At 72.9% G+C, this 15385-nt stretch carries 13 protein-coding genes; 4 read left to right on the top strand and 9 right to left on the bottom strand.

The genetic code is table 11. The features are described from left to right. Positions 1-4: 4 nt before the first annotated feature. Positions 5-2542, bottom strand: a complete 2538-nt coding sequence (locus tag L3i22_RS53490) for a DUF4041 domain-containing protein (protein ID WP_255658273.1) — start codon at positions 2540-2542, stop codon at positions 5-7. Positions 2543-2645: 103 nt separating this feature from the next. On the opposite strand from L3i22_RS53490, the gene L3i22_RS15870 reads away from it, so the two are divergent. Together L3i22_RS15870 and L3i22_RS15865 are read left to right on the top strand one after the other, a co-directional pair. After that, a complete protein-coding gene (locus L3i22_RS15870) occupies positions 2646-3188 on the top strand; it encodes a hypothetical protein (protein WP_221327732.1) in 543 nt (180 codons plus the stop codon). Between the two features lie 2 nt (positions 3189-3190). Further along, positions 3191-4063: a phosphotransferase enzyme family protein gene (locus tag L3i22_RS15865; protein WP_221327731.1), complete on the top strand. Its 873-nt coding sequence runs from the start codon at positions 3191-3193 to the stop codon at positions 4061-4063. Here L3i22_RS15865 and L3i22_RS53485 read toward each other — a convergent pair. Then, entirely contained in the window at positions 4029-4898 is an 870-nt protein-coding gene (locus L3i22_RS53485) for a hypothetical protein (RefSeq protein WP_255658272.1), read from the bottom strand. The genes L3i22_RS15865 and L3i22_RS53485 overlap by 35 nt on opposite strands. Positions 4899-5480: 582 nt before the next feature. Between L3i22_RS53485 and L3i22_RS15855 the strand changes: the two genes are divergently transcribed. Both L3i22_RS15855 and L3i22_RS15850 read left to right on the top strand, forming a co-directional pair. Beyond that, positions 5481-6668 (top strand): serine/threonine protein kinase, encoded by a 1188-nt coding sequence (locus tag L3i22_RS15855; protein ID WP_221327730.1) that lies wholly within the window; start codon positions 5481-5483, stop codon positions 6666-6668. A 276-nt stretch (positions 6669-6944) separates the two neighbouring features. Further along, the gene (locus L3i22_RS15850) at positions 6945-7283 is read left to right on the top strand and encodes an RNA polymerase-binding protein RbpA (protein WP_221327729.1); all 339 of its coding nucleotides are present in this window, start codon (positions 6945-6947) and stop codon (positions 7281-7283) included. 467 nt (positions 7284-7750) lie between these two features. On the opposite strand, the gene L3i22_RS15845 is transcribed toward L3i22_RS15850, so the two are convergent. The 7 genes from L3i22_RS15845 to L3i22_RS15815 all read right to left on the bottom strand — a co-directional run bounded on the left by L3i22_RS15845 (position 7751) and on the right by L3i22_RS15815 (position 15377). Beyond that, entirely contained in the window at positions 7751-8275 is a 525-nt protein-coding gene (locus L3i22_RS15845; protein WP_221327728.1) for an FxsA family protein, read from the bottom strand. A gap of 261 nt (positions 8276-8536) precedes the next feature. Beyond that, entirely contained in the window at positions 8537-9331 is a 795-nt protein-coding gene (locus L3i22_RS15840) for a polyprenol monophosphomannose synthase (RefSeq protein ID WP_221327727.1), read from the bottom strand. Beyond that, on the bottom strand, positions 9328-10953 hold the full coding sequence (gene lnt, locus L3i22_RS15835) for an apolipoprotein N-acyltransferase (RefSeq protein ID WP_255658677.1): 1626 nt from the start codon (positions 10951-10953) through the stop codon (positions 9328-9330). Before lnt ends, L3i22_RS15840 begins: the two co-directional genes overlap by 4 nt. A 518-nt stretch (positions 10954-11471) precedes the next feature. Next, entirely contained in the window at positions 11472-12740 is a 1269-nt protein-coding gene (locus L3i22_RS15830) for a glutamate mutase L (protein WP_221327726.1), read from the bottom strand. Next, positions 12737-13102 (bottom strand): hotdog domain-containing protein, encoded by a 366-nt coding sequence (locus tag L3i22_RS15825; protein WP_221327725.1) that lies wholly within the window; start codon positions 13100-13102, stop codon positions 12737-12739. The genes L3i22_RS15830 and L3i22_RS15825 overlap by 4 nt, the downstream gene beginning before the upstream one ends. Beyond that, positions 13099-13830, bottom strand: a complete 732-nt coding sequence (locus tag L3i22_RS15820) for an OAM dimerization domain-containing protein (protein WP_221327724.1) — start codon at positions 13828-13830, stop codon at positions 13099-13101. Before L3i22_RS15820 ends, L3i22_RS15825 begins: the two co-directional genes overlap by 4 nt. Next, positions 13827-15377, bottom strand: coding sequence for a lysine 5,6-aminomutase subunit alpha (locus tag L3i22_RS15815; protein ID WP_221327723.1), 1551 nt, complete (start codon positions 15375-15377; stop codon positions 13827-13829). Before L3i22_RS15815 ends, L3i22_RS15820 begins: the two co-directional genes overlap by 4 nt. Positions 15378-15385 lie beyond the last annotated feature (8 nt).

Below are 15385 nucleotides of genomic sequence, written 5' to 3'. Positions count from 1 at the left end.
TCTATCACCCGGGTACGACGTTCCGGCGGGGTTGGTTGAGGCTCTGGCGGTATTCCAGGGCGGCGGGCGTCTCCTCGTACTGAAGCAGGTTTCCGGTCAGTTCCATCAGGTGACGTTTCGCCTCGGCGGGCGTCGCGTAGAAGAACTCGCGCCGCTGGTTGACCAGGTTGACCCGGCGGTCGGCGAGGCGGGCGTGCATCTGCGCCTCGATGCCGACCGCGTCCTCGGCGAAGAACAGCGCGTGCACGTCGAAGACGAACGGGACGGACGCGTCGCCGAGCTCGCGGACCCGGTCCAGCGGGTCGAGCCGGCGGGTCATCCCGACCTTGACCATGTTCTCGCCGAACGCGCCGAGGTTCGAGATGACGTAGACGTAGCCGGCCCGGACGTTCGCGGCCCGGTAGTCGACGTCCTGGATCGCGGCGTCGATCTCGGCGAGCCGGTCCCGCAGCTGCGCGGCGCCCTCGACGTCCCCGCCGGCCCGCAGCGCGGCGAGCGCGTTCGCGTAGTGCTGCCGCTCCTTGTCCAGCCGGGCCCGCTCCCGCTCGATCTCCTGCTGCAGCTGCCGCTCCTCGCGCAGCCGGGCCTTCTCCTCCCGCTCGCGCGCCTTCTCCTCGGCGAGCCGCTCCTGGTGGTCGGCGGTGAGCCCGAGCTCCTGCACGCGCAGCCGGTGGTACGGCTCGGAGATCCGGATGTCCATCGTCTTGCCGAGCCGCGCGATGGTCCCGGCGACCTTGCCGAGCCGTTCGATCGCGGCATCCAGTTTGTACGGCTTCAGCGTCCGCACCAGGTTGTCCGCCTCGGCGTTGTAGGCGCGCAGCATCAGCTTCGCGTAGTCGCGCAGCATCGTCCGCCCCTGCGCCTCGGAGCCGTTCACCGTCCAGCCGGCCGCGGCCAGCACCGCGCCGCCGTCCGGTTTCGCCATCTCCTTGATCTGATCCTGCAGGTGGGCGAGGGCCTCCTGGTAGGCGACCGCGTCACTGAGCGGATGCCGGTAGCGGTAGATCCCGGCCTCCTGCAGCAGCGCCTCCTCCTCGGTGACGACCACCTGTTTGCGCAGTCCGTCGAGGTGGTGCCGCAGGTCGGTGAGGTCGCGCTGCAGGCGTTGCCGCTGCTCCATCAGGTCCTTGAGGTCGAACAGCCCGAGCCGGGCCATCTCCTCCCGCTCGGCGCGCAGCTTCTCCACCTCGGCCGCCAGCTCCCGGGCCTTCCCGCGCGCCCCGAACAGCGGGATCTCCGGATCGTGCCGCGGCTCCTCGACCGGCGGCTCCTCGATCCACACCTGCCAACCGGCCGGGGGCGGTCCCCAGCCCGGATCCGGCGCCCAGCCCGGCGGCGGCGACCATCCGGGCGGCGGGGCGGGCCAGTTCGGCGGCGGGTTGAAACGCGGGCGATGCGGTGCTTGCGGTGGTCCCGCGGCTTGCGCCGGGTCCGATTGCCTTTCCGGTACGTCGGGAGCACGCGGTCCCCGCGGGGCGGGCGGCGTGATCGGCACCGTGGTGTGCCCGGCCGGGGCGGGGAGCACGGCGGTCTGGGCGGCCGGCTCGGGCGGCGGCATCTGGCCGATCGGCGCGGGCGGCACCGCCGGCAGGATCACCGGGGCCGGCGGCTGTGCCGGTGCCGCCGGCCGGCTCGCCGGGGCGGACAGGACCGCGGTCTCGGCTGCTGAGGGTTCCGCGGCGACGGGCACGATCGGGATCGGGCGGGGCATCGGGACCGGCGCGAGCTGAGCCGGCGGGGCCGGGGAGGCGGCGGGCGGGGGCGCGGTTTCGGAGGGGAGGTCGAGCCAGCTGTCCGGAAGTTCGTGCGCGCGGGCCGCGTACACAATGACCTCGGTTTTGATCCTGTTGCCCTTGACGATCGCCCGCGTGCAGGCGCCCAGGCCGCGCTCCGCGAGGTGCCGGACGGCGGCCAGCACCTCACCGCTCATCCGCGGGGTGAGCTGCCCGACCCGGGCGCCGTCGATCCGCACCTCGACCACCGTCCGCGCGCTGCGGGCGGACTGCTCGGTGATCTCGTGCAGGGTGGCGTGCACCCAGCACTCCCCCTCGGCGCGCAGCCAGGTGGCGAGCGCGTCGAGATGGTGCTGCTCGCCGGTGACCTGGATGGCTCCGCCGGACGGCAGCATCCGGTGCGGCTCCGGCGGCGGCTGGTTCGCCGGCATGATCATGTGCGGCTCGGCCAGGTCCAGGCGGACCGAGACGCTGAACTCGCCGGGACCCCACTGCGAGCCCCAGACCCGCGCGCCGACCTGTGGCGTCCACCCGCGCGCGACCAGGCCGATCAGCGTCGGCGCGTAGCTCATCGCGGTCTCCCGTGGCAGGTAGCCGACCTGGGCCGGGCCGACGAACACCGCCACCGCGTTGCGGTCGTGCTTGTTGAGCGGCTCGGGCAGCAGCTGCGCGGCGACCGTGATCTCGCTGCCACCGGCTGGGAGACGCGCGCCGAACAGCGACCGGATCGCGGCCTGGTAGTGCGACTCGCCGGCGACTTCCGCGGAGGCCCAGCCACGCTGGCCCCAGAGATCGAACGGTATGGACATGACCGTCACCGTACGATCACTCTTTGATCATCTCCACAGACCGGACAGTCATCCACGCGTCCACCGATCGACCGACCTTGACGCGTCACCCCATGGTGGATCGATGAGTGTGACGGACGAGACCCGGCCGACGTTCGAGCTCGGGCACCGGGTGGCCCAGCGGCCGGAGGGGGTCGCCGAGCCGGAAACCCCGGTTCTGCAGTGGTACGAACTGCACCCGATCGTGGCCGAGCGACCGGCCGAGGGCGAGGCCGGCACCCCGGTCGACTGCGGCACCTGCGGCGAGACGGTCGACTGCCTGCTGGCCAGCACCGCCCTGCGGGACTCGCGGCGGGTCCGGAGGCGACGCGCGAGGTACGCCTACCGCGCCGGGCAGGTGCTGGCGCTGGTGGCGGCGGCCGGGGCGTTCGCGTACGGGGCCGCGAAGGGGACCACGATGAGCGGCGCCGGGCTGGCGCTGCTGGTGGTCGTGCTGGTCGGCGGGCTGTGGGCGGCGAGCTTCGCCAACGACCTGGCCAAGGAGCTGGCCGAGCCGGAGGACGGCCTGCGGCTGGCCACGCCGTCGGCGGTGCACGAGATCCGCCCGCCCGGCCGGGACCGCGACTACGACTACCACAGCGGCGACAGCACCCTGGGCGGCGAGTGACGATGGACCCGGAGGTCCGCGATCGCTGGCGGCTGACCGTCGGCCCGCAGCTGGGCGCCCGGTCCACGTACACCTGGGCGGCGGCCCGGGACGGCCGGGAGTACGTCGTGCAGCGGATCAACCCGGCGGACAGCCCGGACTGGCGGTATTCGCTCCGGGTCGCGGCCGCGCTCCGGGAGCAGGGCTGGCCGACCCCCGAGCCGGCCGAGGAACCCCTGGTCACGCCGGACGGCGTGTGGCTGTTGGCGGATCGGTTGCCGGGCCGGCCGCACGTCACGGCCGGCTCGGACAGTCCCGCCGAGCAGCGTCGGCGGGGCCGGCTGCTCGCCGAATTGCACGCCGCGCTGGCCGCGACCGGGATCACCGGGCAGCGCGAGGGCTTCGGGTTTCCCGCGGCGATGGTCGGCGATCCGGAGCTGGAGCGCACGCTGCGGGCGTACCGGGAACTCCATCCGGACGACGGTGCCGAGTTGCTCGCGTGCCGGGCCGCGGCGGTGGAGTTCTTCGCGGCCAACCCGGTCGTGGAGGCGCCGAGCGGGGTGATCCACGGCGATTTCACGCCGTGGAACCTGCTGTTCGAGAACGATCGGCTGACCGGGGTGCTGGACTTCGAGCTCACCCACGTCAGCCATCTCGTGGCCGACTTCGCGCTGGCCTGGCGCGGGTATCAGGACGGGGTGATCAGCGGGTACGAGGAGGTGCGGCCGCTGTCCGAACTGGAGCGGAGTCTGCTCGTGCCGACCTTTCAGGCGTGGTGCTTCCTGGGCCTCGCGGGCGAGGACGCGGCGACGCTCGACCTCAGCTGGAACGTCGCCCATCTGCGCCGGGCCTCAACTCGTCTCATCGGCCCTCCGCGGCGGCGTTCAGGTCGGTGACCAGGGTGCGGGTCCAGGGCTGGGCTCGCTCGCCGATCGACCGCGCGAGGGCCTGCCGGCCGGCTCGGCTGCGGCCGTGGGCGACCAGGGCGACCGCCTCGGCCAGCGCCTGCCGGGTCCGCTCGCCCCGGTCCGGGCCGTCCGCGTCGGCCAGCCAGCGGTCGGGGCGCAGTGAACGGGTCAGCTTCTGCTGCGTGTTGCCGAGGTACGACCAGGTGTCGACGTCCAGGGACACGCTCCGCACCGCGTCGGCCGGCAGCTCCCGGGTCCACTGTCGCGCCTGCGCCCAGCGGTACGTGTTCGGGCTGGTCCGCTGCTGGATCGTCACGCCGACGAAGCGCACCTTGCGCCGGATCACCGGCCAGGTCTCCCGCTCGTCCCGGATCCAGGTGCGGAGCAGGTCGTACAGCTCGGTGAACGTCCCGCCGCCGTCGACCACGTCGACGAACGTGACCGGGCGGCGGCGCCGGGCCAGGGTGTAGGGCGTGACCCCGGCCGTGGCCAGCATCCGCCGTGCCTCGTCGCGCTCCGCGGTGGTCAGCGCCGGCTCCGCCCAGCGCCGGGGGCCCACCCGGCGGTACGGCCGCGTGAACGAGATCGGCAGGCGGTGCAGCCGGCGCTCCCCGAGGCCGTCCAGGGCGCCGCTGAGCAGGTCGAACATCGAGTCCAGCGACCGGCCGACGAAGACCGGGTCACCGTCGCCGCTGCGGGCCAGCACCTTGCCGGCGCAGACCGTGAGCGCGTCCAGGAACCACAGGTCGGGCGGCTCGACCCCGTCGAGCAGCGAACCCAGCTCATCCGGCCGGATCAGATCCCACCGAAACGGCTCAGCCAACCGAACCCCCACTCCCCCGCACCGCACTCCCGGCCACGCCGCGATCCCCACTCCCCCGGACCGCACTCCCGGCCACGCCGCGATCCCCACTCCCCCGGACCGCACTCCCAGCCACGCCGCGATCCCCGCTGCCCAGCGCCCACACTCTTCGGGCCACGCCGCAAATCCGCGAGGTAAGGCCGCGGCGCAGCTTGATCGCGAACTTCGCTCCGAGCATGACGAGCAGGGACACCACGACGCTCGCGGATATCCCACCCGCCGGGAGCGGGGCCGCGGCTGGGCCCTGCGCGGCAGCCGGCTGGCGTTGGTTCTTTTGAACCGCAACCACCCACGGACATCGCCCTGGAGGGCCTCGCGTTCTTGGGCGCCCCGCGCCCTGCGAGGCCCGGAAGGGTCCCCGCGGGAGCGACGATCTGTACCCCGGCGGACATAGGCAATGAAGAATTTGATCTTGATCGACCGAGAGGGCCCGGGGCAGGGCGAGTGGAGCGGGCACAGTAGGGGAAACAATGCGCGGCTCGGGGAAGGCATCGGTGTGGTGACATCGGGAAGATCGTTGTTCGGCCTAGGGTGGGTCCTGCTATGACGATGCAGGACCACTCCGCCGCCGAGGCGATGGAAACCCGACCCTGCGCCCACTGCGGGCGCCCCGTGCCGCAGCGTTCCTCCGCCGGCCGGCCGTTCCGGTACTGCCGGGACAACGACGGCGAGTGCCAGCGCGCCAACCGCAACGTGCGGATGCGGCACCGCTCCTCCCCCGGGCTGGCCGGTTCGGTGGCCCGCACCTGGGAGGTGGTGGACCGCCTCGACCAGATGGTCGGCACGCTGACCGAGGCGCTGCACTCGGAGATGTCGCCGGCCGGGGTCGAGCGGCAGGTCGCCGAGGTGCGGGCGGAGACGTCGTCGGCGGTGGCCGCCGCGCACGCCGAGCGGGACGACGCGCGCCGGGACGCCGAGCAGGCGGCGACCGCGACCGCCGCGGCGCAGCAGATCGCGGTGGCCGCGACCGCGGAACGCGACGAGTCCCGGCAGCGCGCCACCGAGGCGACGCGGGCGGCCGAGGAGGCCGGCAAGCGCGAGCAGGAGGCGTTCACGGCGCGCGACGAGGCGGTGAAGGCCGCGACGGCGGCGGCCGCGCTGCGCGAACGCGCCGAGGCGGAACGCGACGCGGCCGGCGACGAGCTGTCCGCCGCGCGGCACCAGGTCCAGGAGACCAAGGCCCAGCGCGATGCCGCGGAACGCGATCTTGCGGCGGCCTTGCGGGATCACAACGACTTCCGGCGTACGGCGGAGCAGACCGCCGCCCGCGCCGAGGAGTCGCTGACCGCCGCCCGCGCCGACGCGGACGCCCTGCGGGCCGCCGCCGAGCAGGCCGAGCTGCGGGCGAAGGCCGCCGAGCGGGCCACCGCCGAGGCCACCGCGCGCGCCGAGAAGGCGGCCACCGAGGCGACCGCCCGGGCCGACCGGGCCGCGGCCGAGGTGGCCGGGGTGCGGCAGGAACTCGCCGCGGTGACCGGCGATCGGGACGAGTTGCGGCGCACGGCCGGGGACTTCGACCGGACCCGCAAAGATCTTGATCGGGCCGTCGAGGAACGCGTCGACCTGGAGCGGCGCCTGGCCGCCGCGCGAGCCGACGCGGACTCCGCGCATCAGCGGGTGGCGCAGCTCACCAGTCAGGTCAGTGACCTGGCCTCGGCGCTGGCCGCACTGGGTTCGGCGCGGCCGGCGGGGGCTCCCGCTCCGGCCCAGGCCACCCCCGGCGGCCATTAGCGACAACATGATCACGATGTGGCCGCCGGTTACCGTCCGAGTGACCGACATCGCACCACCCGTAGATGTGTCAAACGGTCGTAAACTGGACCAAGGTCCACTTCACGACCGTTCAATTTGCAGGGTAAGGTCGCTGGCCGGTTACGCTCATAGCGTTACATCGCCTTTACCAGGCGGGTAAAAGACCGATAGAACACTCGGCGGGCGCAGGAATCCGGCGGCCGCCCCTTTCGTTACACCAACGAGAGCAGCACCACGAGCGAGGGGAAGCCGATCATGGGCGAACGCATGCTGCGCGGCAGCCGTCTAGGCGCAGTCAGCTACGAGTCCGACCGTAACACCGAGCTGGCGCCCCGACAGACCCGTGAGTACCTGTGCGTCAAGGGTCACCAGTTCGAGGTTCCGTTCGCCGTCGACGCCGAGGTGCCCACCACCTGGGAGTGCAAGTTCGACGGCAGCGTGGCCCGTCTGGTCGACGGCAGCGAGCCGGAAGCGAAGAAGGCGAAGCCGCCGCGTACCCACTGGGACATGCTCCTGGAGCGGCGCTCGATCGCCGAGCTGGAGGACATTCTCAACGAACGCCTCCAGGAAGTGCGCACCCGCCGCGGCCGCTAGTCCCGGTCGCAACACCAGGCACGGAAAGGGCCGCCCCGGCTGGGGGCGGCCCTTTCGTCGTCTCCCGGGCCGGGCCTGGACCCGGCTGGGCCTGGACCCGGCTGGGCCTGGACCCGGCTGGGCCTGGACCCGGCTGGGCCTGGACCCGGCTGGGCCTGGACCCGGCGCGAGCGGGTCCGGCGCGAGCGGGTCCCGGCCGGGGCATTTCGGGCCTGGGCGCTCCCACGCGAAGGCCGGCGGGCGCGGCCGGCCTCGACGGACAAACCGGGCGACACGTGCAAGCTGGCCTCGCCGGACAAACCGGGCCTCGCCGCGCTGGCTGGGCCTCGCCGCACGACTGGGCCTCGCCGAGTTGGCTGGGCCCCGCCGAGCCCAGCTTGCCGAGCGGCTCGCTGGGCAAAAAGCGGCCCGGGCCGGAGGAAGGCTCCGGCGCGGGCCGCGGTAGGACGAATCAGGCAGAGGCTGGGCTAGCGGACGATCTCGCCCTCGATGGCGGCGGCCGGCTCGCGCTGGGCCGGCGGGGTCTCCCCGTTGACCACGGTGGAGTCGACCACGCCCGGGTCGTCGACGCGGACCCGGACCTTGCGCGGCCCGAACAGGTCGCCGGTCGCGGCGCCCCCGAGGCGACGGGACGCGAAGCGCTCCACCCCACCCCGGGCCAGCCCCCGGCCCGGCGGCAGCAGCAGGAGCAGCCCGATCACGCCGGTCACGAAGCCGGGCAGGGCCAGCAGCAGCGCCCCGCCGAGCCCGACCAGCGAGTTGGCCACCTCGGCGCCGGGCGGCCGGCCGGCCGTGGCAGCCTGCTGAAAGGCCCGCCAGCCGCGGATCCCTTCCCGGCGCAGCAGCGAGAAGCCGGCCAGGGTGACCGCGGCGAGCAGCAGGAACGCCCAGCCGGCCCCGATCAGGTGGGCCACCGCCACGAAGGCCGAGATCTCGGCGATCGCGAGCAGCGGGAAGACGAAAGGCAGATATGCCAAGCGGCTACGGCGCATTGGAGTCCTCCGGTGTCATGCGTGCCACTCCAGCATGACACCGGAACCTGCGACCTGCCTGTGTGCCCGCTGAGGCCACCGTCACTCAGAAAACGGCCACCATCACTCAACCAAGCCGCACGGCGAGACCAGGGCTCACGGCAAGACCAAGCCGCACGGCGAGACCAAGCCGCACGGCAAGACCAGGGCTCACGGCAAGACCAAGCCGCACGGCAAGACCAAGCCGCACGGCAAGCCCAAGCCTCCCGGCGAGGCCAAGGCTCACGGCCAGGTCTGCCGCTGCTCCTGCCTGGGTTTGCGGCCGAGCAGGTTGAGCAGCGACTCCTTGCGGGCCTGCGCCCCCCACACGGTGACCCGGAGCAGCTGCTCCTTGAAGATGTTGCCGCTCATCTTGCTGACGCCGTGCTCGCGCTCGGTGAACGTGATCGGCACCTCGACGAGCTTGAAGCCGCCCTTGAACGTCCGCCAGGCCAGCTCCACCTGGAACGAGTAGCCGGTCGAGGCGACGGTCGCCACGTCGATCGCGTCCAGCACGGTCATCCGGTACGCCCGGTAGCCGCCGGTCGCGTCCCGGAACGGCATGCCGAGCGCCATCCGGATGTAGATGTTGCCGCCGCGGGAGAGCAGCAGCCGGTGCATCGGCCAGTTGTGCACGCTGCCGCCGGGGATGTACCGGGTGCCGAGCACCGCGTCCGCCGAGCCGAGCGCGTCGAGCAGTTTCGACAGCTCCTCGGGGGCGTGCGAGCCGTCCGCGTCCATCTCGACGACCGCGTCGTAGCCCTTGTCCTTGGCCCACGCGAAGCCGGCCTTGTACGCCGCGCCGAGCCCCTCCTTGCCCTGCCGGTGCAGGACGAAGATGTGGTCGTCGGCCAGGGCCAGCTCGTCCGCGATCGCGCCGGTGCCGTCCGGTGAGTTGTCGTCGGCGACCAGGATGTCGACGTCCGGCACGGCCGCGCGCACCCGGGCGGTGATCAGCCGTACGTTGTCGGCCTCGTTGTACGTGGGGATGATCACGAGGACACGCCCCACTCCCGGGTAGCCTTCCGCCTCGCTCAACTTTCCTCCACGTTCTCGTCGCCGTCAGTGATGTGGTTTACCCGCCGGCGGCGCAGAAGAACGGCGCCGGCCAGGGCGATCACGGTCAGCCCGACCGCTGTCGCCTCGGGCCAGATGCCCGAACGAGTCGCCAGCGTACGCGTCCCCCCGGCGGTCATCTTATGCACCACCACCTCCGCCGTGTTGAACGCCGTCGCCCCGTGCACGCCGCCGCTCGTATCCACGAAAGCCGACACTCCGACCGTCGACACCATCAACGCGTCGAGACCGTGCTCGACGGCGCGCAGCCGGACCATGGCCAGTTGCTGGCGGGCCTCGCCCTCGTCGAAGGTGGCGTTGTTGGTCTGCACGGCGAGGATCTGGGCGCCCTTGGTCACGGTGTCCCGGACGATGCCGTCGTAGGCGACCTCGAAGCAGATCACGTCGCCGAGCGTCAGCGCGCCGGTGTCGATCACGCCGGCGTGGTCGCCGGCCAGCATGTTCCGAACCAGGTCGACCTTGTCGGTGACCAGGCGCGCGATCGGGCGCAGCGGCATGTACTCGGCGAACGGGACCGGGTGCTGCTTGACGTACGTCTGGGTCAGGTCCGGCCCGGTGACGGGCATCCAGAGCAGCCCGGCGTTCTTGATGTCGTTCGGGTTGTCGGTGCGCAGCACCGCGCCGACCAGGATCGGCACGCCGATCGCCGCGGCGGCCGCGGCGATCTCGTCGGAGGCGTCCTGGTTGCGCAGCGGGTCGATGTCGCTGGAGTTCTCCGGCCAGACGACCAGGTCGGGTTTCGGCTGCTTGCCGGCGAGCACGTCGGCGGCCAGCTGCCGGGTCGCGCTGACGTGGTTGTCGAGCACCGCGCGGCGCTGGGCGTTGAAGTCCAGCCCGAGGCGGGGCACGTTGCCCTGGACGATCGCGACGGTGTAGCCCGGGCCGGTCGGCGCGGACAGCGGCACCGCGGCCGGCGCGGCGACCAGCACGCCGAGGGCGGCCGCGAAACCGGCCACCGGCAGCAACGCCGGGCGGCGCCAGTCCCGCCAGGCCAGCGCGACCAGGGCGCCCCCGGCGGCGGCCACCGCGAACGTGACCAGGGGCGCGCCGCCCCAGGCCGCCAGGCGCAGCGACGGGGCGTCGCCCTGGCTGAACGCGAGCCGCCCCCACGGGAAGCCGCCGAACGGGGCCCGGTCGCGCAGCGCCTCGTCGGCGACCCAGAGCAGACCGATCAGCAGGGGCCAGAGCGCCCGCCGCCGGTCGGCCAGCGGGGACAGCACGGCGACGGCCAGGCCGGTCAGGCCGAGCACGGCCGCCTGGGCGGTGGACAGCAGCGCCCAGGGCAGCCAGCCGGCCGCGATCCGGGTCCACTCCAGCAGCGGGAAGAACAGCACCAGGCCGGTGACGAAGCCGAGGCCCAGGCCGGCGCGCAGCCGCCGCCGGTGCGCCGCCGCGGTCAGCAGGGCCACCCCGGCCGGGGCCAGCCACCACAGGTCGTACGGCGGCAGGGCGAGCAGCAACGCCGCCCCCGCGGCCACGGCCAGCGCCACGGCCACCGGCAGCCGCAGCGGCGCGGGTGCGGGCGCGGCGGGGGCCGGGTCGCCGGGACCGGGCTCGGCGAGTTCGGGTGGCGGCATCGTCATTTCCACGCCAGGCAGGCTACCTGCCGGGTCGCGCGGTTCCGGCCAGGCAGTCGGCGGCAATCCGGCATCAGCCGGCCAGGAGGGAGCTGGGAAAAGGGCCGGCAAGGACGGGGAGAACTGGCAGAGGGGCGCGGCGTCCAGCGGCCGCGCCCCTCGGGGTGCTTCTGTCCCTCATCACGGCCGTTACGCCAGGCGTGCGTCGCGCTGACCTTCGGACCGACGCGCCGCGGGCTGGCTGCCCGCGTCGTGCCGTTGTCTACTGGCCAGGCTCGGCTCGTCTCGGCTCCCGGTGGTGCGACCCGTCCGCGCCGCCCGCGCACCCGAACCCCCTGGACCTGGCTGAACGCGCGACCCCTGCGGGAACGGCACTGCGGCCAGTGGGTAAGGGAGCGAAGCGGATCACAGTCGCTTGCCGTGAAACAGGACCTGAAGACGGTACGTCCGGACGGGGGCGGTCTGTCAACCGGCTGATGCCCGTTCCGGCGTGTCGCGTCCTCCGGCGTGTTCGAAAATGTACGCTATCGATCCCGCCCGGCGGCCAGCAGGGTGTCCGCGAGAGCCCCGGCGACGGCCGGCTGATCGACGGCCAGCAATCCCGCCGCGGCCAGCACGTACTCCCGGTCGATCACCGCGCGGGCCCGGTCCGGCAGGGCCCAGCCACCGGCCGTGTCGCCCAGCACGGCACCGAGCACGTGCTCGCCGCCGCCGTGCCGCAGCACCCCGCCGGAGCCCACCACCAGGCGGACATCGCGCAGGTCACGGCCACCCGTCCGGGGTAGTCCCGGCCCGGCCGAGTAACCCCGCGCGTGCCGGCGCAGCGCGATCATGGCGGCGGTCGCGGCGAGCTCGCGGTCCGGTCCCGGCTCGGCCAGTTTCTCCGCGGTCGCGGCCTGCCGGGTGCCGTCCGCGCCGACCGCGACGCCGAGGTCGCCCTCGACGGTTCGCGATCTCCATAACGTTCCGGCCACATCGCGGCGCGGGCCGGTCTCCGCCTCCGCGTCGGGCAGCAGCGCCGAGTACACGTCGGTGGTCGCGCCGCCCACGTCGACCACCAGGACCCCGGATCCGGCGCGGTCGGCGAGCAGCTCGACCCCGGCCAGGACCGCGTCCGGCGTCGCGGCGCGCACCAGCGAGGCGAACCGGGTGCCCTTCGACAGGCGTTTGCCGCCGATCACGTGCCGCAGGAACACCTCGCGGATCGCGGCGCGGGCCGGCAGCGGGTCGAGCACCCCGATCCGGGGGAGCACGTTGCCGGTCTCGGTCACCGGCACCCGGCGTTCGGTGAGCAGACGGGCGGCTTCCGCCCGTACGTCCGCGTTGCCGGCCAGGACCACCGGCAACCGCAAGCGATTCGCGGCCAGGCGCCCGGCGTTGTGCAGCAGGACCTCGCCGTCGCCGCCGTCGGTGCCGCCGACCAGCAGGACCACGTCGGGGCGCGACGCGCGCAGCGCGGCGATCGCCGCGCCGGTCAGCGGACCGGCCGCGACGTGGACCACCTGGGCGCCGGCGGACAGCCCGACGCGGTGCCCGGCCTCCGCGGTGACCAGGCTCTCGTAGCCGACGACCGCGAGCCGCAGCCCGCCACCGGCCGACGAGCAGACGTAGCGCGGGGCGCCGTCGCCACCCACGGCGGCGACGGCGGCGTCCAGACCCTCCAGGACGTCCGTTCCGGACGTCGTCGGCACCTCGGCCCGGCTGATCAGTCGCGCGCCGCTCAGATCGATCAAGGCGGCCTTGGTGTACGTCGACCCGACGTCCACGCAGACGGCGACGTCCCCGCGGGTCACGCCTTCGGCGGCACGACGACCGTGCCCACCGCGGTCACCGCGATGATCGGCTCGGCCAGCACCGCCGCCGCCGAGCCCCCGGTCCCCCGGCAGACCACCGTCGAGGTGAACGCGATCTTCCGGCTGCGGGTGCCCATCGTCACCACCGTGGCGGTGATCTCCAGGACGTCGCCGGCCTGCACCGGCGCTTTGAACTGCACGTCGTCGTAGGAGGCGAACAGCCCCTCGTCCCCGTCCAGCTGGATGCAGACCTCGGTGGCCACGTCGCCGAACAGCCCGAGCGAGTACGCCCCGTCGACCAGGTTCCCGGCGTAGTGCGCGTGCGAGTACGGCACATACCGCCGGTGCGTAACAGTGATCATTGTTTCTTCTCCGTCAGGGCATGGACCAGGTAGGAGGCGACCTCGCGCGGCGTCGTGCCGCGGCCGAAGATCCGGTCGACGCCGAGCTCGCCGGCCATCAGCTCGTCGAACCGCGGGCCGCCGATGATCAGGAGCGGGCGCCGGCCGGCCGGCAGCGCCTCGCGGAACGCCGCGGACATCGCCCGGGTGTTGTGCAGGTGCGCGTCGCGCTGGGTGACCACCTGCGAGACCAGCACCGCGTCGGCCTTCTTCGCCCGGGCCTCCTCGACCAGGTCGGGCACCGACACCTGGGCGCCCATGTTGGTCACCGACATCTCCGAGTAGTACTCCAGGCCCTTCTCGCCGGCGATGCCCTTGAGGTTGAGGATGGCGTCGATGCCGACGGTGTGCGCGTCGGTGCCGATGCAGGCGCCGACCACGTTCAGCGGGCGGCGCAGGCGGCGTTTGATCACCGCGTTCACCTCCTTCGCGCTCAGCAGCGGGAAGTCCCGTTCGACGATCTGCACCTTCTCGGTGTCGACGAGGTGGCCGACCTTGCCGTAGACGACGAAGAACGTGAAGCCGTCGCCCATCGGCTTGGCGTGCACGAGCATCGCCGGATCCATGCCCATCTTCCCGGCGAGCTGGAGCGCGGCGCCCTCGGCGCGCTTGTCGTGCACGATCGGCAGGGTGAAGGAGAGCTGCACCATGCCGTCGCCCGTGGTGTCTCCGTAAGGGCGGACGATCACAGCATCTCCTGTACGGGGTTGTAGTAGTCCTCGTCGTGCCGGGCCACCCCGTCGAGGCCCTTGCCCCGGTCGGCGGGCCGTTTCATCAGGCCGAACGTGCCGTCGGCGATGGCGTCCATCAGCGTGTCGTCGACGATCCGCTCGAGCAGCTCGATGCCCTCGCCGAGGACCTGGTTCGCGCGTTCCCGGATGAAGCCGCCGGGCGCGGGCACGAAGTCCTCGTGCAGCTTGCCGGCGGCGCCGAGCACGTACCGGACGTTCTGCAGGGCGATGTCGCGGTCCGACAGCCACGGGGTGACCACGGCCTCGGTCATCATGCCGACCAGCAAAATCCCCTGGCCGGTCAGCGCGCCGACCAGGTTGAAGAAGCCGTCGAGCAGGTTGCCGCGGAAGACGTCGCCGGTCATGTGCTTGGTCGGCGGCATCCACTTGAGCGGGGCGTCCGGGAACAGCTCCCGGGCGAGCAGCGCGTGCGCCAGCTCCATCCGGAACGACTCCGGCAGATCCGGGTTGATCTCGAAGGCGTGCCCGAGCCCGAGCTGCCAGTCCTCGAGGCCGGCCTCGTGCGCGAAGAACTCGTTGAGCAGCTGCGACACGGTCACGGTGTGGGCCGCCTCGACGGCGTCGGCCGTAGTCAGGTAGTTGTCCTCACCGGTGTTGATGATGATCCCGGCGCGGGCGTGCACCTGACGACTGAACCGCTGGTCGACGAAGGTCCGGATCGGGTTGATGTCGCGGAACAGGATGCCGTACATCGAGTCGTTCAGCATCATGTCCAGGCGTTCCATGCCCGCCAGCGCGGCGATCTCCGGCATGCACAGACCGGACGCGTAGTTGGTCAGCCGGATGTATCGGCCAAGCTCACGGGACGTCTCGTCGAGCGCCGCCCGCATCAGCCGGAAGTTCTCCTGGGTGGCGTAGGTGCCGGCGAAGCCCTCCCGGGTCGCGCCCTCGGGCACGTAGTCCAGCAGCGACTGCCCGGTCGACCGGATCACCGCGATCACGTCGGCGCCGGCTCGGGCCGCCGCCTGCGCCTGGGGGATGTCCTCGTAGATGTCCCCGGTCGCGACGATCAGGTAGATCCACGGGCGCTGCTTCGGATCGCCGTACCGTCGAATCAGTTTTTCTCTCTCGGCCCGGCGCCGATCGACGATCTTGAGACCGCCGGCCGCGGCCTTCTTCGCCTGCCGCCGGGCGGCGGCCACCTCGGCCTTCTTCTCCGGTTGTTCGAAGCGCACCGACCCCGCGGCCGCCTTCTGCGCGAGCACCGTGAGGTCCTCGACACCCGTGGTCAGCGCGGCGTGCAGCACCGGCACGGCCACCCCGTGCCCGAGCCCGACGTCCGCGCGTACGGCGTCGACCAGGCGGTTCACCCAGGGGATCCCGTCGGAGTCGGCGCCGTGCACCCCGGCCAGGCGCAGCACCGCCCGCTCCACCGACACGGTGGTGTGCGACCGCGCGAGGTCGACGACGGGCTGCCCGGCCTTCGCGGCGAGCGCCCTCGCCCGCGCGACGATCCGCGGGTCCAGATCCAGCTTCCCGGCCAACTGACCAG

The organism is Actinoplanes sp. L3-i22 (assembly GCF_019704555.1).
GTDB lineage: Bacteria > Actinomycetota > Actinomycetes > Mycobacteriales > Micromonosporaceae > Actinoplanes.
The sequence above is the reverse complement of the archived record's forward strand: the minus strand, read 5'-3'. Positions and strand labels throughout refer to the sequence as shown.